Origin of the sequence: Streptococcus equinus (genome assembly GCF_049393805.1) — a bacterium.
In the GTDB taxonomy this organism is placed as follows: Bacteria; Bacillota; Bacilli; order Lactobacillales; family Streptococcaceae; genus Streptococcus; species Streptococcus equinus.
This window is the reverse complement of the sequence record NZ_CP185763.1, coordinates 683,618-702,992: the sequence shown is the minus strand read 5'-3', so window position 1 is coordinate 702,992 and position 19,375 is coordinate 683,618. Positions and strand designations below refer to the sequence as shown.

The window sequence follows — 19,375 nt, the reverse complement described above, 5'->3', positions numbered from 1 at the left end:
GTTTTTTGGTGCTAGAAATAGTATAATAAAAAGAAAACGATGCGACGAAAAAGTGTTTGTAGGAGAGCTTGCCATGGATTTTTACACTTTAGATTACATTATTCAGCACCAGTCTTCTAATCTTGTGATTAGGTCTGTTATTCTGATTATTTTACTTGTTATTGTTATGTTGACGAGTCTTCTTTACATGCATAATCGGCTTAAGACGCGACTTCGTGATATTAGTATTGGTATTGTAGTGCTGATGCTGATTTTACTTGGTGTTCAGGTTGAGGATTATATGCAAAATAACCACGATTTTTCACAATCGCAGGCACTTGTGAAATTTGTAAAAAGTGTGGCTACAGATAATGACTTAAAAACTGACGATGTCTTGGTTAATTCAACGACTTTAAAAGATGGAATTATTGTCCGCTACAATAAGGAAGACTACATGGTACACCTTAACGATGACAATAATTCTTACACACTTGAGCGTACGCACGTGATTGACCACAATGTCTACGTTAATGGAGGAAAATAGCCGATGAATATGTATGTGTTGATAAGCATTAAATTTTTTCTAGGAATTTTAGCGACCATTTTACAGATTAATATTCTCGGAAAATATGAATTTTCAGCTAACACTCCGCTTAACCAAATTCAAAACTTCGTTCTTGGTGGTATCATCGGTGGTGTGATTTATAACAGCTCAATTTCCATTTTGACGTTTATTATTATTTTGCTGATTTGGTCTTTGGTTGTCATCGTCGTCAAGCTTTTGATTAATAATAAATTTGTTAAATCGCTTGTTGTTGGAAATCCGATGCTTTTGATAAAAAATGGTAAGGTCAATGTGGAAAATTGTGCCAAACTTGGAATCACGGCAGATCAGCTTATGCTCCATCTTCGCATGGAAGGATTAAACTCAACCAGAGATGTTAAGAGTGCCATCATGGAGCCAAATGGTAAGTTAACGGTCTTGGACAAGAATTCAGAAAATCCAAGATTTCCTCTCATCAGTAATGGCAATATCAACTATGATGTTTTAGAGTTAATCAATCAAGACGAAGATTGGCTGCTAGAAAAACTCAAGGAGCAAAACATCGATAATCCAAGAGACATCTTTTTAGCCGAATACATGAATGGAAAATTGTATCTCGTTCCTTATTCAGAAAAATAGTATTAAAAAATCACCAATTTTGGTGATTTTCTTTTCCTTTTTTCGAATAAATAGGTAGGAGGAAAAGAGATGCGATATGTAATGATTTTTGGGCTTGTGATTCTTGCGTTTTTCTTTCATTGTGGGGATGCTAAGGCTGAAGCGCCAGATAATATTTATTTTGTAACGCTTGATGAGGTTAAAGCCAAAATGGCAGCTAAAGAAGATTTCTATTTATTAACTGGTCGTCTTGATAATGTTGATACTCAAAATGCCTTAGAAAAGCTCAGTCAAGTTGAGCAAGTGGTCTATTGCCTTGATACCAAAGACATTGATTACGTTGCTTATAAGAAATTTGCCAAGAAATACAATATCAGAACCATGACACATTTGGCGCATTTTAAAGGGAAATATCAATTTGCGGTGGCTAATGTCCTAACAGCTGACCTAGCAGGATTTTTTGCGGTTTAAGTTAAAATCTGTTAACTTCTTTAAAATTTGTTATACTAAAGTTGGCATAAAAACACGTCACAGTTGGTAGTCTGTGAGTACAACATGTATCAGTAACCTTCCCCTTCCGAGGTCGTCCATTGTCAATTTTTTTAAGGAGGGGCTGTTATGAAAATGACAGTATATTTTGATGGGGCATTTTGGTCGGCTTTGATTGAATTTACGGATTCGAAGAAACGTTACAAGGCTTTTCGTTACGTGTTTGGCAAAGAACCAAAGGATGATGATATTCTAAACTTTATTGATGTTTCTTTGGGAAAATGGCTGTGCAGGTATGATAAGGTCGAAGTAAGCTCTGAGTTTTCAGCGCCAGCTATTTCACAGAAAAAACGAAATCCAAAACGAGTGCAACGTGATATCAATAAGGCAAAGTGTAAGCCTGTGGTGTCAACGAAAGCTCAGCTTGCTATGCAGGAAATGCGTGAGCAAGTCAAGAAAGCTCAAAAGTCTAAGCAAAAGGTGAAGCGTGAGCTAGAAAAGGAACGAAAATACTTGCTTAGGCAAGAAAAGCGTCATCAGAAAAAGCGGGGACATTAAAAAGAAAAAGTTTAAGCTTTCTGTAAGAAAAAATTTAGATTTAGTTAAGCAAGCAGCTCTATACTATAAACAATCCTAAATAAACTTTCTTTTTCATAGTATGGGTAGTTGAGCTACCTGTAATCTCCTAAAGAATTCCAGCCTAGCAGCTGGAATTTTTTTGTATAAAAAGCATCCGGGTTAGGATATTTTTCTAAGACGTTGTGTGTTGTTGGTGATGATAAAAAAACACCCTAGCTTTGGCAAGCAGGGTGTTTTTCTTATGTTAGATTTACACAAATCTTACTTGTTGTTGACTACGTTATAGCATGAAGTAACTTTTATTGTCAAAGAAGCATGTTTCAATCTTAATCAAGATATTCTTTGATTGCGGTATCAGTTGCGATACGTCCAAATGTGAAGATGTCTGTTAGTGAGTTACCACCGAGTCGGTTACCTGCGTGGAGTCCACCTGCAACTTCACCAGCAGCAAAGAGACCTTTGATAATTTTGCCATCTTCGTTGATGACATGGGCGTGAGTATCGATTTTTAGACCACCCATCGTGTGGTGTGTGGCTGGTTTACGTGGTGTTGCGTAGAATGGTGCTTTTTCGACTTTGAGGTCGAAGGCACCTTTGTCAAATTCAGGGTCATGACCAGCATCAACGTATGAATTGTAATTGGTAATTGTTTCTACCAAAGTAGCTGGGTCAATGTTGATTTGCTCAGCCAATTCTTCCAAGGTATCAGCCTTAAAGAGGGTACCTGCTTCAACTTGGGCATCAATTTTTTCTTGGCTAGTGTTGTAGGCTGTTTCTTTGATGTTTTCATCTGCGATGAGATAGAAGAGACCACCGTTATCAATAGCTGCTTGAGATAATTGGTCACGGCTACCATATTCATCGACGAAGCGTTTACCTTTGGTATTGACCATGATGAAGTTTGCTGGCGGAACTTGCAAACCTGTGAAAAGAGCACCTGTCACTGGGTCAGAAACTGGCATCATTTGGCTGAATCCCATACCGACAAGGTCTGCACCAACAGATTGACCAAGTAGGATACCGTCACCAGTAGCAGCAGGTGTATTTGATGTCGCAATGTCATCATCAATTTCTGACCAATAAGTGTTGTATTGTTGAAGCATTTTAGTATTGGCAGCAAAACCACCTGTTGTCAAAATGACTGCTTTACCATTGACTGTAATAGTTTGACCGTTACGTCCGCTACCTTTAACACCTGTAACAACACCGTCTGTAACAATAAGTTCTTTAACTTGGGTATCTGTTAGAATGACTCCTCCGTTTTTCAAAACGAAATCTTTCAAAACAGCGATGTAGGCAACGCCCATTGGAACTTTTGGTTTATGACCACGACGCCAAATAGCACCAACTGGCATAGTTACCTCGTCACGTAGAAATTCGACACCGATATTTTCCAACCAGCGAACAGATTCAAGAGCATGTTCTGTTAGAACACGAATAAGTTCATAATTGCCGTGGATTTCATGACCTTTGAGGTCTTTACGTTTACCGCCAAGATAAGTTTGGATACGGTAGAGAAGTTTTGAGTCAAAAAGATAAGTTGGGTCTTTGAGGTATTCTTCGATTTCAGATTTGAGGGCACGGAAATCTGGTAAGAATTCTGGGTCGATAGTTGCCTCATCAATATCATGCAATTCTTGCAGATTGTGGGCTTCACCTGGGTTAGCAGCAAATGTATTTTGCCAAGCAGGGTCAGGGGCATTCATTGGACCACCAGCGCGGACAGTGTTTCCGCCGACTGCTGGGAATTTTTCAACGAGGATGACTTTTTTACCAGCTTGAAGAGCACGAGCAGCTGCTGTCAAACCAGCACCGCCCCCACCGACAATGACAAGTTCTGTGTCGTAAGTTTTGTCTTCTTTATCAAGAGCTGAAGGAGCTTTTGGACGTGAACGAAGGGCGTCAGGATTAGCACCAGCTTGGCGCACCGCACGCGCGACCCCATTTAGGACCCCTTTTGAAGTAACTGAAGCACCAGAAATGGCATCGACATTAAGGGTTTGACCTTCGATGATTTCATTTGGAATGCGGGTGAAGACCACATCAGCAATTCCTCCTGTTTCACCAGATGAATCAATATCGATGGCTTCGATGCGTTCTTCTGAAAGGGTTACTGACATTGGAAGGTCACCGTTGTGTCCGACAGTTGTGACTTGGTAAGTACCTGGTTCAAAGCGTACGTCTTCAGGTTCGTTGAGCTGATTAGCAATAGTTGCAAAGCGAACAAAGCGGAAGAAGCAAGATTCTAAGAAATCAATTGTGCCTTGGTCTTTGAGGTCGCCATTTTCATCAAAAGCTTGATGAGCAAGAGCAAGTAAAAATTCACTACCTGGCATGACAACAGCATTAACACCAGGAGCATCTAGAATTTGGCGAAGATGGAGCTGTGCGCGTGAAGACCCTTGGATACCATAAGAAGCTCCAACAATCATGACAGGCTTACCAGTCAATGGATGAATGTTAAATGATAGCCACTCAATCAGACTGTTTAAGCTTGATGGGATAGTGTGATTATGTTCAGGTGTAGCAATAATCACACCGTCAGCTTCAGTGATTTTGGTGTTGAAATTTTGGATAACAGCAGATTCTGTTTGGTCATCTGTTTCGTTAAACATTGGGACATCAGTGATTTCTAAAAGCTCAATATCTGATTGTTTAGCAAAATGTCTTGCCATATATTGTAGTAAAAGTCGATTATATGATTTTTTAGCATTGGTTCCGACGATAGCAACTAATTTCATAAATGCACCTCCTAGTTGACTTCCCAAGCGAAAGCTTTTTTACGGTCAGTATCAGCTTTGCTGACAACTTGATTGGTAATCTCAACGAAAGCTTGAAATTCTTTAAAATTCTCCTCAAGCTCAGCTACCTTTTCAGGATTATTAAGATTATTTTCATCGTCTAAAACTTGTTTGGAGTGACCGAGAAGAAACTCGATTCCAGGCATGATACGTGCTTTCAACTCAGGAGCGTCTAAGATTTGGCGGAGGTGTGCTTGTGCGCGTGAAGTTCCAAGAGCACCAAGAGAAGCACCTACAATCATAGTTGGTTTATTGACAAGAGCGCGACTAGTGTAGGCAATCCATTCGAGAGCAGAAGATAAAGGCGCTGGGATAGTATGGTCATACTCAGGCGTTGCAATGATAACACCATCTGCGCTAGCAATTTTCTCAGAAAATTCTGCGACACTAGCAGGAGCTAGCTTGTCTTCAGGTTCGTTGAAAGCTGGCAAATCTTTGATTTCAAGAAGTTCAATGTTAGCCTTATCTGAAAAATGCTTTGCCATAAATTTTAACAACTTACGGTTGGTAGAACGCTCAGAATTCGTTCCGACAATAGCAACTAATTTCATATAATCTACTCCTTTTTTACAAATTGTTACTTTCATCATACTCTTTTTTTAGAATAATTGAAAACGTTTTTGGTCAGGGAAGTGGAAAAATACCTAAAAATAGTAACATAGTATCGTTTTGAAGAAATTAAAGTTTTAGTTTAATTTCTTCAAAGTCTCCAAGATATCAGCTTTTTGAGCGAGTTTTGCATTATTTTATTGACAATGATTCTAGAAAATGATATTTTCAAGGAGAATTTTAATGACAGAAGAATGTACATCGCCTAATGTACGCTGTGGATAGAATGTATGTTTAAGGGGGATAAAATGGAGGGAATTATTGGAACACTTGAGTTTTATGCTCCTGTTATTCTATTAGGAATTCTATTAATATCGATTGTTTATATTATGAAAACTTATAAGAATCGAAAATAATTTGCAATCACGTTGCTACAAGCAGCGTGATTTTTTAGTTTCTGTGATGACTTAAAATTTATATATTGCTAATTACTAATGGCAAATATGCGCGAAATACTCATGTGTTTCGGGAAAAGTCTTTTTATAATGTATTTGTATAAAGACTGGGAGGAATTTGTTATGTCACACTTGATAGTAAGTCATGTTAATAAACACTTTGGAAAAGGGGAGAGTTTCGTTCAAGCTTTGTCTGATATTAATTTTACAGTCGAACAGGGTGAGTTTGTAGCGATAATGGGTTCTAGTGGAAGTGGAAAAACCACTTTATTAAATTGTATTTCGACAATTGATAAAACAACTTCAGGAGATATCACTTTTGATGGCTTTGATATTGTTAACGCTAAAGATGATCAATTAGCTGACTATCGCTCTCACAATATTTCTTATATTTTCCAATCTTATAACTTAGTTGAAACTTTAACAGTTTATGAGAATATCATATTACCACTACAGATAAAAGGAGAAAGGGTAAATTCTCATAAAGAGGATATCGATACTATTTTAGAGAAATTATCTATTCAGACATTAAAAAATAAATTTCCTAATCAACTTTCTGGAGGGCAGAGGCAGCGTGTAGCAACAGCAAGGGCGCTGGTTGATCAGTCAAGCTTATTGATTGCTGATGAACCTACGGGAGCTTTAGATTCAGCTAACTCAGAAAATTTGATGTTGCTTCTACAAGAAATTAATAAAAGTTTTGGAATAACCATTTTATTGGTTACACATGATTCAGCTGCAGCAAAATATTCATCGAGGATGCTATTGTTAAAAGACGGCCAAATTATTGAAGATGTAACTCGAAATGGAATGTCAAATGATGAGTATCTCGAAGTTATTTATAGTAAAACACGCTAGAAAGTGAGAGTTAATATGTATCCAAAATTGATTGTTCGTAATGTTATTAGAAATCTTCAGACTTACACGATCTATTTTCTTAGTTTAACACTTATTTATAGTTTGCTTTATGCCTTTAATGCCTTGCCACAGCACCCAGTTATGCAAAGTTTATCTGGTGCAAAGCAGATGTTGACAACTATTATGACGCAATATATGGGATTGTTATCATATGTTGTTTTAGTAGCCGTTGGATTTTTAGTTATTTATTCAACAAATTTTGTCTTAGGACGCCGAAAAAAAGAGTTGGGATTATATGCTACGCTTGGAATGAAAAAGCGTCAGATTGTCGTAACGCTTTTTTGTGAAACTTTAATTGTCAATTTTGTTGCTTTATTGGTTGGTTTGATTGTTGGGTTGATCGTTCTTGTTGCATTAGCATATGTCGCATCGGATTTTTTTATGGGCAATTACTTCGGTAGTATGTTCTTTGTAGATGTACCGTCAATTATGCTATTGCTCATTTCCTATTTTGTGATTTGTGTTGTTATTTTTTTGATGGATATGATGACATTTAGGAAAAAGAGAATTATTAGTTTAATCCAAGAAACTAATGCTAGATCGCCATTTTTAGTTCATGGAAATCAAACTCTTCAAGTCGCGCTTTTCATTATTACAACGCTAATTATTGTAATGGGTTGTCTCTTTTTTGCAGACTATCATCACTTGAGTATCTTGAAGAAAAGTGGAATTTTGTTGATTACAATTTTTGTGATAACGGTTATTCTATTTTATAATTCACTGAGTCAGTTTGTTCTAAAGCTGGTTGCTTTATTGCCATCAATTTATTTTAAAAAGTATAACACATTTAAAATTCGTCAATTTTCTAAACAGGCTGACTACAATGCGGTTACTTTGGCAGTATTGTCAATGTGTCTGACACTAGCTTTGACGTTATTAGTCTTTAGTGGTAGTTCGTATTCTACTATGAACAAGTTGATTAAGGATTATTCTCCTTACGACCTTTCTATCAATTTGTACCGTGGAGAGTCGTATCATTATCCAAACGAAACGGTGAAAGATAGGTTGAAAGCAGATGGCTTTGATTTTTCAGTTGTAAAGGAAGAATTGGAGTACACTACATATAAAAGTAATCTGACTTATAAAGATATCATTGATACAAGCCAATTATGGGAACACGATAAAGATTTACCTAAAACTAAAGTTCCTATTTTGAGTTTGTCAGACTATAACCGGTTGTTAGCATTACAAGGTAAGAAAGCAATTAGTTTACCAGATGATGGTTATATTGTTAATGCTAATTATGATGGTACTATTAAGAAAATTAAGTCGTTTTTAGCATCAGGAAAGACTTTGATGATTAATCAAGCACCCCTTAAATTAGCTTCACAAAAAGCATTTAAGACTGTTTATTTCTTATCTTCGGTTGGAACTAATGATTCAGGTACAATTATTGTTCCAGATAAGGTAACCAAAACTTTAACAGTAGATTCAACTACTTATGTTGCCAACTATAAGAAAAATACTGATAAGAGAAAGATTGAAACATTTTTAGAACAGTGGATTGAAGGGCATTATTTTACGCTTAATGGTGAAGAAATCAACGATTTTACCTATCAGACTAAAGTTCGATTAGCTGAACTTTATCTTGGATTTATGGGAGTCATTGTTTTTGTTTTAATTTTCGTCGGTGTTGTATTTATGATAATTTCGTTCAGTATTTTGTCATTGCAGACCTCAACAAGTACTTTAGACAGTGTCAATGATTATAAAATACTGTATTTATTAGGAAATCGAGAAAAAGACAACAAAATGATTCTGTTACAACAAATATTATCCTATTTTGGAATACCATTTATTTTGGCAATTCCATTAAGTGTAGCATTGAGTCGTAGTTTACTTGGCTATTTTGAAAATTTCGCTAATACCGTTATTATTTTAGATATGAGATATCTTTTGTTAACGGCGGCATTATTAGGGATTTATCTCATTTTTACCTATCAGATTTGTTGGAGATTAACCAAAATATCATCGTGATGCATTAGCTGAAACCGGAATGATTTTTTCATCATTCTGGTTTTATGCTATAATGAAAAAAATATTTAAAGGGTTACGATTTATGAAAAATATAGTCAAAAAGGTTTCAGAAAATTCTTTGGTGATGTGGTGGTTTACATTGTTAAACCATTTAGCTTTATTGATTTATATCTATTATAAAATTCCAATAAATTATTCCATAGGTTTTATATCAAGAATTTCATTAGCCATTGTTATAGTGCTAGTTGCTTCTAGTTACATTTGCAATGCTGTCAAGTTTAAGAGTAGTGGGCTGAAATTGTGTTTAATACTTTTGATGTTTTTGATTAGTTGGGAATCAATCATTAATCAAACAGCATCAAGCACACTGTTTCATTTTTTTAATATCTTACATCCGATAAATTTATTTTTGCTAGTATATAGTTCGATATCAATTATCCTTCTTGGTGAAAAAATTGGTGAAGAATTGTTTTTTGCGATGTCAATATTAATGGCTGTTACCACAGTATTTTTCTTTATTAAGCAATCAACATTTATTTTTTTATCGCTTTTTACATCATTTTTTATAACGTTAACACCATTGTTATTACTTATCATTTATGGTAAAGAGTTGAAAAGTCTTTTTAAATATCAACGTAGAAATTTAAAGATTTTAGCAGTTGTTTTACCATTATCCTATGTGGTAATTTATTCTAATACCATAGGTACTGATTGGTTAAATTTGTTTTGGTATATTGATATTGCATTAATACTTTTTTTCTTACATTTAAAGGCTATTTTTAAAACTTTTCAGCGAAAAATAGAAAAAATAAAGATGACCTATATAAAAGCATTCTTCAGTACATTTGTTTTAATTACAGTTTTCATGATGTTTATATTCGTTGTACTGCAACTGGATTTGAAAATTAGTTATTTATTCTTAAATCTACTCATGTTTACTTTTGGTCTGTTTATCGAAGAGGGAATTCGGTTATTTAAAGCATCAGATGTATTATCGCTAAAAGAGTATTTTGAAATTTTATTTTTAAAGAAACACTTAATTGTAGAAAATTTATTGACTGAAGAGACAAAAGAACATCAATTTTCTGAGTTCTTGCATAATGAAATTTTACAAAGCGTTATGGCGATAAAAAATTTCAATAAATACAGCCAAAATAGTAAATTTGGGAATCAGATTAATATGATTACTGAGGATTTAATTAGGACACTTCGAGAACGCATGGATTATTATCAGCCGATGATTTCAGATAATTTTTCGCTATCTGATGACTATCGTTCCTTAGTAAATCGAATCTTGAAACGTTACAGTAGCAGTAAAGAAATTCACCTCAATTTTCCACCAACTTTTTCATTGCTTACACCATATGATAAAATTGTCTACCGTTTTGTTGAAGAGTTAGTAACTAATGCTGTGAAGTATTCTTCTACAGATGATATTAATTTATCATTGGATATTGTGAACGATAGGATTACACTTTGCACGAAAAATTTGTGTCAGGATAGCACAAAGTCTGATGGATATGGCTTGAAAAATTTAAATAAGCGTTTAATTATTTTAGGGGGAAATTTGGAGATTGAGAAGAAGGGGCAACTATTTTCTGTAAAAGTCTCTCTTCCAATTGACAAGGAGATTTGTTATGAAAATTTTATTAATTGATGATCATAAACTTTTTAGTCAGAGTATAAAGATGGTTTTAGAATTGTCAGATGAAGTTGAACGTGTTGACATTTTGGAAGGCTTCCAATCAGTAGATGAAATAGCGGTTGATTGCTATAATATTTTATTAGTCGATATTAATTTGACAAGTATTTATCAGGATGATGGACTTGCTTTGGCTAAGGAATTAATTGATAGTCATCCTAATGCTAAAGTTGTGATTTTAACTGGATATAGTAAAAAGATTTATGAGCACCGAGCTAAAGTTATGGGGACATCTGGTTTCTTAGATAAGAGTATTGACCCTGATGATCTCATTAAAAAATTGGTGAGGGTTAATCAAGGTGATAAGATTTTTTCTAATGAAGAAATTTTGGATATTTTAACTCCACGCGAAGTTGAAATATTAGACTTGGTGAGAAACGGACAGACAATTGATGAGATTTGTAGCAAAATCTATCTTAGCAAGCGAACAATATCTAACCACCTTGGAAGTATTTTTTCAAAATTAGCGGTTTCTAACCGACAAGAAGCTATTCATAAAGCTGAACAGTTAGGGTATTTTTCACCAGATTAAGTAAACAAAAAGCAGGGATTCCATATCGTGGAATCCTTGCTTTTGTCTTATTTCCCCTCCAAATAAACCTTAAGCATCTTCTTTTGTGGTGTAGCCATGGGGTATTGTGAGAGTTGGTCTTGTGGAATCCAGCGGAGTTCTTTGGTGGTCGTGAAGCCAGTTGTTGTTACGTTTCCTTCGATGAGCTCAATGGTCCATTTTTGGTGGCTGAAGGTGTGTTTGACAGCTGGAAATGTCTTACTTGTCCAATTTGGCTTGAGCTGATAATCGTCTTCAAATCTTGCCTTTTGTGAAATGGTCTGAAGTGCAGCATTATTTTTTTCAAATAAATCAAGTTGCTGTCCGATAACATCAGTTTCCATGATTGGAAATGACCAGAAACCTCCAAGTAATCGTCCATCAAGATTTTTTTCCATTAAGAAATCACCGTCACTGTTACGAATGACAAAGGCTTGAATTTGTATCGGTTTTGGTTTTTTCTTAGGAAGTTTTATAGGATATTTGTCGTAAGTTCCGTGTAGATAAGCTGCGCTGAAAAATCGAATCGGTGATTCATCTGGACGAGGGTTCTTAGCTGATTCGATATCCGTTCCAAGGTCCATCAGTGCTTGGTTAAAATCACCAGGACGCTCTGGGTCAATGAGCACTTCCATAATAGCTTGGAAAATTTTTCGATTTTTAGGGTCACCAATATCGTAATTGACCTCGAAAAGTCTAGCCATAACACGCATGACATTGCCATCAACAGCAGGTTCAGGAAGCCCAAAAGCGATACTAGCAATCGCGCCAGCCGTATAAGGGCCGATACCTTTCAGCGAAAGAATGTCCTTGTGATTGTCAGGAAATACCCCGCAAAAATTTTCCATGATTTCTTGTGCAGCTTTTTGCATGTTGCGCACGCGAGAGTAGTAGCCAAGCCCTTCCCAAGCTTTGAGTATTTTTTCTTCAGGAGCATTAGCCAGTGACTCGATGGTTGGAAACCAGTCTAAAAAGCGCTCATAGTAAGGAATAACAGTAACTACTTGAGTTTGCTGCAGCATAATTTCAGATATCCAAATGTGGTAAGGATTTTTTGTCCTGCGCCAAGGCAAATCACGTTTTTCATTATCGTACCAATTAAGCAGGGTGCGTCGAAAAGAAGCAATCTTTTCAGCATCCCACATGTCGATACCGTAGTCTTTCAAATTAGTCATGTTTCCATTGTAGCAAAGATTGATTTTTAAAGGTAATAAAAGTTCTTAGAAAAAAATTTGATAAAAAAGATCATATCTCTTGACAAAAGGTAAGCGGTTACATTATAATAAAAGTGTAAAGAAGGATGACAAAAGAAACGAAGTAAGGAGGTAACAGTTCTTATGATGAAACCACATGTCGCCCGGTATAAAAATGGTGATAAAGTCTCTAGTTGGAGTTAAGTAGGCACAGTTAACTTTACGTAATGGAGGTGGCGCTTATGTTGACATTAAACTTAGGTCGCTATAAAAATGGTGATTAGGTACTTTGTTTGGCCATAAAGATTTATACCTCAAAAATCTCATAATATTGTAACATTGAAAATTTAACACATCGGAGGAACGTCTTATGTTGATGATAAATGTAGGTCGTTACAAAAATGGAGACTAACAACTAGTTGGATTTAAGTCAATAAAGGAGTGATGTCACATTTTAGATGAAAATTATAATTGGAAGTGAACGATTAGAAATAGCTAGTGCAAAAAATATTACCGGTTGATTTTGTTGCTAGTAACAGTAGTAATCGAATGGGCTTCTAATCATATTGCTTCCATGTTCAAAAGCTTTTAATGAAAGTTGTAATAGATATGAAAGCAATCAATGTAAGTCGTTACAAAAACGGAGACTCAAAGCGCATGTGGCGACGAGTAAATCGCTACATGAGAAAAAAACAAACAATCGGATGATTATTATCATTGCTCAGTGAGTATTTTCAGTTAAATGGAGGTATCTTATGAATGTAGCAAGATATAAAAATGGTGATACTTTAGCTAGTCGCAGAAAATAGCTAAAGGAGTGATACCAATGTAAATTGTAGTGGATAAAAATATCATGGAGGTATATGTACAATGCTGAAAATGAATTTAAATCGCTATAAAAATGGAGATAATAATCTAACAGCCTAACTCCTTATGAGAATGGTATGTTGGATAACATACGAAAAAATTTTTAGAGACGAGATGAAAATCTCGTCTCTTTTTTGGTATAAAATGACAAAAATGATTAAAATGTGCAAAAACTCCGAAGAATTCTTAGAAAATCTACAGAAAATAATTAAAAAAGCTTTTAAAAGTATTACAATACAATTAAGAGAAAACGCTTTATAATGAAAAGAAACGAGGCGATTTATGTGGGAAAAGGAAGGTTTCGAAAATTAAAACGAATTGAACTTTATGAGATTATGTTAGCGCAAAGCAAAGAGATTGATAGATTACGAGATGAGTTGGCAAAGGCTAATGAAAAATTGGAGAACCAAGAAATTCGCCTAGCTAACGCTGGATCTATCGCAGAAGCTTCTCTTAGTTTGACAAAGGTTTTTGAAGAAAGTCAAAAAGCAGCGGATTTATATCTTAAAAATGTCAAATTAATGAATGGAGAAGCGAAACATGAAAAAGAATGAAAATATCACTCTCCCAACAACGAGTGAAATTGAGGAGCTCTATAAGAAAGCAAAATACCGTAAACTATTTTCTGAAAAGATTAGAAGTACGGTTTTTATGTTAATCGTTGTTGCAGCCTTTGCGATTTTGGTAGCCATGCTTTATCTTCCAACCCTCAGAATTTATGGAAAATCCATGAAGGGAACGCTAGAAAGCGGGGATATCGTATTAGCTGTTAAGAGTAATCGCTTTAAGACGGGAGACATCGTTGCATTTTATTACAACAACAATATCTTAGTTAAACGTGTCATTGCCGAATCTGGTGACTGGGTTAACATCACAAAAGATGGTACAGTTTACGTCAATGACAAGAAAATAAATGAACCTTATATCGAGAACAAGGCTTATGGTGAGACAAACATCAAGTTTCCTTACCAAGTTCCAGAAAATCGTATCTTTGTTTTAGGAGATAACCGTAAAGTCTCTATTGACTCGCGAAATACTTCTGTCGGTGCGGTTTCGGATGAACAATTAGTTGGTAAACTAATTTTCAGAATCTGGCCTTTATCAGATATTGGAATTCTAAATTAAAAGTATTATCGAAGCTTATTCACTGTGTTTTAGGATGGGAGGAGAGTGAAAGCCGATGGGAAATTTTTTTAGAAAAAGTAATTTAATTAAAAAACATAAAAAGCTTGCGATTTTTCTTGCAGTAATGGTAGCTCTGGTAACGACATACCTTCTAATCTTGCCAGCTATCACATTAGATATCGAAAGAGCTAGAGAAGAACCTGGCGTTGAAGTAGAACAAAGTAGTCAATCGCCACCAAGCCTTCCAGCTATGGGAGATTCTGATAGCAATCTAAGTTCTGCAACTGAAAGCTCACAAGAAGCAGATACTTCTCAGACAGAATCTACTGAGGATGGCTTAATCACACAGGCAACAACATTAACAGCTACTAATCAAGATTATACGATTACAGCAGATGTTAATGCGGATGCGCAATTGCCTAAAGATACAAGCTTGACTGTTAAAGAAATCAAAACCGATGATGAAGCTTATCAATCAAATTATGAAAAAGTCCAAAATTCTTTAACAGGAAAGACGATTGATAATGTCCTTTTCTATGACATTACTTTTGAATCAAAAGGTGAAAAAGTAGAACCTAAAGCTGACGTTAAGGTGACAATCACACCAAGAGAAGCTATGGATGCAAAAGATAACTTTGATGTTTTGCATTTCCCTGATGATGGTTCGCAAGAAAATATTTCACAAAAAGATGTCAAAGAAATCGATCATAAAATCACATCAGTTTCTTTTGATAATAGTCAATTTTCAGCTTATGCTTTGGTAACATCAAGCAATCCTTCTGAGTCAAAAGCCAATCTTAATAAAGTTGGCGGTCCAAGATCAACAACGGTTCACAATGTGACGTTCAAGTACACTGATAATGCAGGTGTTGAACATGAAATGACAACTGCACAAATTGTCGATGGAGGAACAATTACAGTCTTCCCAACGCCAGTTTACCGTGAAGGTTATCGTTTCAGTAGATGGGTGAATGCAGCCGATAATTCAACGGTTACAGAAGACACTACAATTACTGGTGATATGGACGTTGTTGCTGAGTATTCTGAAATTACAATTTACAACGTCACAATTCAATATTATTACCATAACAATACTTCAGATACAGATACTGTCTTTGGTAATGATATTCACCACGTTGAAGCCAAAGATACACCTTATCGTGTAACATCACCGCCTTCTGTTAAACCAGAAAATGATGCTACAGTAACTGATGGTGAAATTTATTATCCAAGCCAATCAATTGTTGAATTAGCTGATGCTAATGATTTAGCTGCTAAGGATGCAGCGGATGGAACTGTCGATAAGAAATTTACGATTAGAGTTCAATATGTGTCTGCGGATGCAACTTACAACATCCACTACATGTTGAAAGATTTAACTGGTAATGGTTACACTGAAATTGAATCAACTCAAGCTCATGGTGTTATTGGATCAACAATCAGACCGCAAGTCTTGACTTACGATTACGCTGATTTTGAACGAACAAACTCGGTAACACTTACTCAAGCTCAAGGGCAAGATTTGTACGTTTATTACACACGTAAAGATTTCGAACTTTCATATAATACAAACGGTGGTTATTATGTTGAACCAACAGTTGGTAAATATGGAGAATCAGTTCCTTTAACGAGTGTAGTACCACAGAAAAAGGGTTACTCTTTTGATGGTTGGTATGATAACCCACAACTAACAGGTAGTAAGATTACTGGTAACGTTACACTAGATGGTAATAAAACATTGTATGCTAAGTGGAAAGCTGATACAGTTGGTTATACAATAGCTTACTTCAAAGAAGTTTATGATAACACGACTCACACGACCCACTACGTTTACGATAGTTCAATTACACGAAGAGCTACCGTTGATACGACAATAAATGCATCAAGTGCACCAAATCTTGCTAGTGTTCCAAAAGGTTATCAACGTGAAAATGCCTCTGGTGGTCCAAATAGCACGTCATCAATTGTCGTGGCAGCTGATGGTTCATCTGTTTTGAATGTTTACTACAGCTTGATTCGTTATACCTTTGTTTTTGATTTGAATCTTAGTAGTTGGGGATATTCACTAGGTCGTATTGACATAGGTGGTCAAACTTATCAAGGTACTGAATATCGATTAACAAATATTGTTTTAGGACAAGATGTTTCAAGCGTATGGCCAAGTTCAACATCAAATCCAAGAGAAGTATATTCACTTAACTATCTTGGTCAGGTTTCAACAGAACGTTTCTTTGACTCTTGGGAAAATGAATACAAGACTAAACGTCAAGAAGTTACTCCTGAACTTTTGCCAAATTCAGGAACGACGAGAACATTCAAAGCCACTTGGACTAACCGTGGTAATAACTACACAGCTGAATATTGGTTGCAACAACCTGATGGATCTTATGTGAAGTCTGATAAGTATAGTCAGTCATTCATTTTTAACTCTGGTACATTTACTGCAAAAGAAATCTTTGGTTATACTTATCGCACTGACCAAAACTTTGTAGCAAATGGTGTTCAATATTATGGTAGTAATACAAGCCAAAGAATTTATCGTTTCTACTATGATCGTGATAGTTTCAAAATCAATTACTTCTATGGAAATGATGAAGTAAATACGATTTCTAACATTCCATACGAAGCAGATATTTCATCATCAACTTATAATTTCGTTCCAAGTCGACCAAGTGGTGTCGATAGTGATTATACTTGGGGTGGCTGGTATGAGGATTCGATGTTAACAACACCGTATAACTTTACCACAATGCCAAATCACAACGTAATTTTGTATGCTAAGTGGAATCCTCCACGTTATAATGTGTCATTTAATTTGAATGGTGGTGAGGGAGCTACTCCTGCGACACAATCTGTTGAAAAATATGTTTGTGCGCAAGCGCCAGCTGATCCTACTCGAGAACACTACACGTTTGATGGTTGGTTCGACCAGAACGGTAAACGATTTGACTGGACTAAGCCAATCACATCAGATACTGTATTGACTGCTCATTGGAAATTAAATCCATTGACTTACACTGTTCAGTATGTTGATGCTGACAATAATAACAGTAAGTTATCACCTGATAAGGTGGTAACAAGCCCAGCGCTTCAACTTGGTGATACTGTTACTGAAAAAGCCTTGGCAATCACTGGTTATCGTCCAGGTAATAATGAAAAATCTATTACCCTAGATTATGAAAATAATGTTATTACATTCTACTATAGTAGGAAACAATCTAGCGTTAATTATACTGTTCGTTACTTGTTGCAAGGTACAAATGAAGTCCTTAAACAAGAAGTCACTAAGACAGTTAATGGTGATACGGTTCGTGTTAAGGAAATTGCAGCCGATGTTGGTAGTGAGTACTACCCACTAGATGACGTTTTGACGTTGACCTTGACTTCAAGCTCAGCAAACAACGTTATTACATTCTACTACAGTAAGAAAACAGATGGTAACATTACTTTCCATTATCTTGATATGGATGGTAATCCAATTCCTGGTGTTGCACCAGTTGAAGAAACGTTTAGTGAAGGTGGTACTTGTGATACTATCGACCATCATCTAAATATCCCAGGATATACTTATCACTCAGGAAAAGATGTAACAGATAGTAATAATCCTACTAGCGTGAATGAATTCTACACCTTCCGAGGTGGTGAAAATATTGATGTTAATTTCTACTATAAGAAAAACCTCAATATCGTAGCGCGTGATAAGGAAAAAGCTTATGATGGTACAGCTCTTAAGAGCAATGGTTTGTCAGATATAAATGATTCTTACAGACTCTCACTACAAAGTGGTGATAAGATTGGTTCAATCACTTATTCTGGTTCTCAAACTAACGTCGGAACAAGTAGCACAACACCATCAGACATCACAATCACTAACGATGATGGTGATGATCGAACTGATTATTACAATATTGTTTACGTACCTGGTACGCTAACGGTTACTCCGCTTTATGTATCTGTCATGATTGACGGTGATAGTATCGCAAAAGTCTATGACGGTACATATTCAACAGTTGGATATCACATTACACGTATTAGTACAAGTCTTTACACAGAAGATAAGATTCAATTTAATGGCTCAGACTCAAGTCTTACTGAAAAAAATGCTGGAACATACATATTAGATCTAGCTAATCACTTTACTAATACCGATCCTAACTTTGATGTTCACTTCCAAGTATCAAATGGAGCTCTTACTATTCATAAACGTGATGTTGTTTTGACATCTGCTGAAGCAACTAAGACTTATGACGGTACTCCATTAACGGCTCACACTGTAACAGTAAGTCCAATGACTGATACCGAAGGATTTGTTTTGGGAGAAGGTGTTCTAGCTTACAACTTCACTGGTAGTCAAACATATCCAGGTACAAGTTATAACTACTTTACTTACACATTGATGGCTAATACCAACCCCGTTAACTACAATATTTCCATTACACATGGTCACTTGATTGTTACTCCAACAATTAATTTACAAGTGACTGGAAGTGGTTGGGAACCTGCTCTTTCAGGTGGAAACTTTAAACTTGAAAAACGTGGCGCCGGTGTATGGGAAGATATTAGTAGTGAGTTTAATAGTTTTGATGTGACATCTACGGGTGGATTTAACATTGGCGGATTAACTCCGGGACGTTATCGCCTCACTCAAAATTCTGCTCCAGATGGTTATAGAGTTATTAATAAATATGTTTGCTTCAATGTTCTTGAAGATCGTGATGAATTTGATAATTCTACTTATACTATGGAACTTTGTGATGAAGATGGTCACACTGTTTCTGCTGATGATAATAAGCGAATTGTGAATGGTATTGGAAATTACAACTACCGTCTTCAAGTTGTTAACCAAGCTGGTAGTGAATTACCAAGCAGTGGTGGTATTGGTACGAAGAAAATCGTTGGTACAGGTATTATTTTAATGATTATTGCTACCCTAGCTACCATCTTTAATAGATGGAAAAAAGCTATTAATAAAAGTGGTTAGGTGGTGATTATAGGAAAAAATAATATTTAGTCGTTTACATTTTTTAGG

14 protein-coding genes are annotated in these 19,375 nt (G+C 35.7%); 11 read left to right on the top strand and 3 right to left on the bottom strand.

Going from position 1 to position 19,375, the window contains the following annotated elements:
- Positions 1-73: 73 nt before the first annotated feature.
- The 4 genes from ACN0NP_RS03430 to ACN0NP_RS03415 all read left to right on the top strand — a co-directional run bounded on the left by ACN0NP_RS03430 (position 74) and on the right by ACN0NP_RS03415 (position 2,188).
- Positions 74-523: a DUF3290 domain-containing protein gene (locus tag ACN0NP_RS03430; RefSeq protein ID WP_074567311.1), complete on the top strand. Its 450-nt coding sequence runs from the start codon at positions 74-76 to the stop codon at positions 521-523.
- A gap of 3 nt (positions 524-526) precedes the next feature.
- Positions 527-1,162, top strand: coding sequence for a DUF421 domain-containing protein (locus tag ACN0NP_RS03425; RefSeq protein WP_423217560.1), 636 nt, complete (start codon positions 527-529; stop codon positions 1,160-1,162).
- Between the two features lie 69 nt (positions 1,163-1,231).
- On the top strand, positions 1,232-1,612 hold the full coding sequence (locus tag ACN0NP_RS03420; protein ID WP_423217559.1) for a hypothetical protein: 381 nt from the start codon (positions 1,232-1,234) through the stop codon (positions 1,610-1,612).
- A 147-nt stretch (positions 1,613-1,759) separates the two neighbouring features.
- Positions 1,760-2,188 carry a YjdF family protein gene (locus ACN0NP_RS03415; RefSeq protein WP_423217558.1) on the top strand — a complete coding sequence of 143 codons (429 nt, stop codon included), beginning with the start codon at positions 1,760-1,762 and terminating at the stop codon, positions 2,186-2,188.
- 347 nt (positions 2,189-2,535) lie between these two features.
- Here ACN0NP_RS03415 and ACN0NP_RS03410 read toward each other — a convergent pair whose 3' ends face one another.
- Positions 2,536-4,950: a flavocytochrome c gene (locus ACN0NP_RS03410; protein WP_423217557.1), complete on the bottom strand. Its 2,415-nt coding sequence runs from the start codon at positions 4,948-4,950 to the stop codon at positions 2,536-2,538.
- A gap of 11 nt (positions 4,951-4,961) precedes the next feature.
- Positions 4,962-5,561 carry an NADPH-dependent FMN reductase gene (locus tag ACN0NP_RS03405; RefSeq protein WP_423217556.1) on the bottom strand — a complete coding sequence of 200 codons (600 nt, stop codon included), beginning with the start codon at positions 5,559-5,561 and terminating at the stop codon, positions 4,962-4,964.
- 576 nt (positions 5,562-6,137) lie between these two features.
- Here ACN0NP_RS03405 and ACN0NP_RS03400 point away from each other — a divergent pair.
- From ACN0NP_RS03400 to ACN0NP_RS03385, 4 genes are read left to right on the top strand one after another with little or no spacing between them, the layout of a single operon-like run.
- Positions 6,138-6,872: an ABC transporter ATP-binding protein gene (locus ACN0NP_RS03400; protein WP_423217555.1), complete on the top strand. Its 735-nt coding sequence runs from the start codon at positions 6,138-6,140 to the stop codon at positions 6,870-6,872.
- A gap of 15 nt (positions 6,873-6,887) precedes the next feature.
- A complete protein-coding gene (locus ACN0NP_RS03395; protein WP_423217669.1) occupies positions 6,888-8,909 on the top strand; it encodes an FtsX-like permease family protein in 2,022 nt (673 codons plus the stop codon).
- Positions 8,910-8,961: 52 nt separating this feature from the next.
- Positions 8,962-10,566: a sensor histidine kinase gene (locus tag ACN0NP_RS03390; RefSeq protein WP_423217554.1), complete on the top strand. Its 1,605-nt coding sequence runs from the start codon at positions 8,962-8,964 to the stop codon at positions 10,564-10,566.
- Positions 10,547-11,143 (top strand): response regulator transcription factor, encoded by a 597-nt coding sequence (locus tag ACN0NP_RS03385; protein ID WP_423217553.1) that lies wholly within the window; start codon positions 10,547-10,549, stop codon positions 11,141-11,143. The genes ACN0NP_RS03390 and ACN0NP_RS03385 overlap by 20 nt, the downstream gene beginning before the upstream one ends.
- A 47-nt stretch (positions 11,144-11,190) precedes the next feature.
- On the opposite strand, the gene mutY is transcribed toward ACN0NP_RS03385, so the two are convergent.
- Positions 11,191-12,336 carry an A/G-specific adenine glycosylase gene (mutY, locus tag ACN0NP_RS03380; RefSeq protein ID WP_423217552.1) on the bottom strand — a complete coding sequence of 382 codons (1,146 nt, stop codon included), beginning with the start codon at positions 12,334-12,336 and terminating at the stop codon, positions 11,191-11,193.
- Positions 12,337-13,505: 1,169 nt separating this feature from the next.
- Between mutY and ACN0NP_RS03375 the strand changes: the two genes are divergently transcribed.
- The 3 genes from ACN0NP_RS03375 to ACN0NP_RS03365 are packed head-to-tail and all read left to right on the top strand — an operon-like array spanning position 13,506 to position 19,327.
- Positions 13,506-13,775, top strand: coding sequence for a hypothetical protein (locus tag ACN0NP_RS03375; RefSeq protein ID WP_021143101.1), 270 nt, complete (start codon positions 13,506-13,508; stop codon positions 13,773-13,775).
- Positions 13,762-14,346 carry a signal peptidase I gene (gene lepB, locus ACN0NP_RS03370; RefSeq protein WP_074567314.1) on the top strand — a complete coding sequence of 195 codons (585 nt, stop codon included), beginning with the start codon at positions 13,762-13,764 and terminating at the stop codon, positions 14,344-14,346. Before ACN0NP_RS03375 ends, lepB begins: the two co-directional genes overlap by 14 nt.
- A 55-nt stretch (positions 14,347-14,401) precedes the next feature.
- Entirely contained in the window at positions 14,402-19,327 is a 4,926-nt protein-coding gene (locus ACN0NP_RS03365; RefSeq protein ID WP_423217551.1) for an InlB B-repeat-containing protein, read from the top strand.
- Positions 19,328-19,375 lie beyond the last annotated feature (48 nt).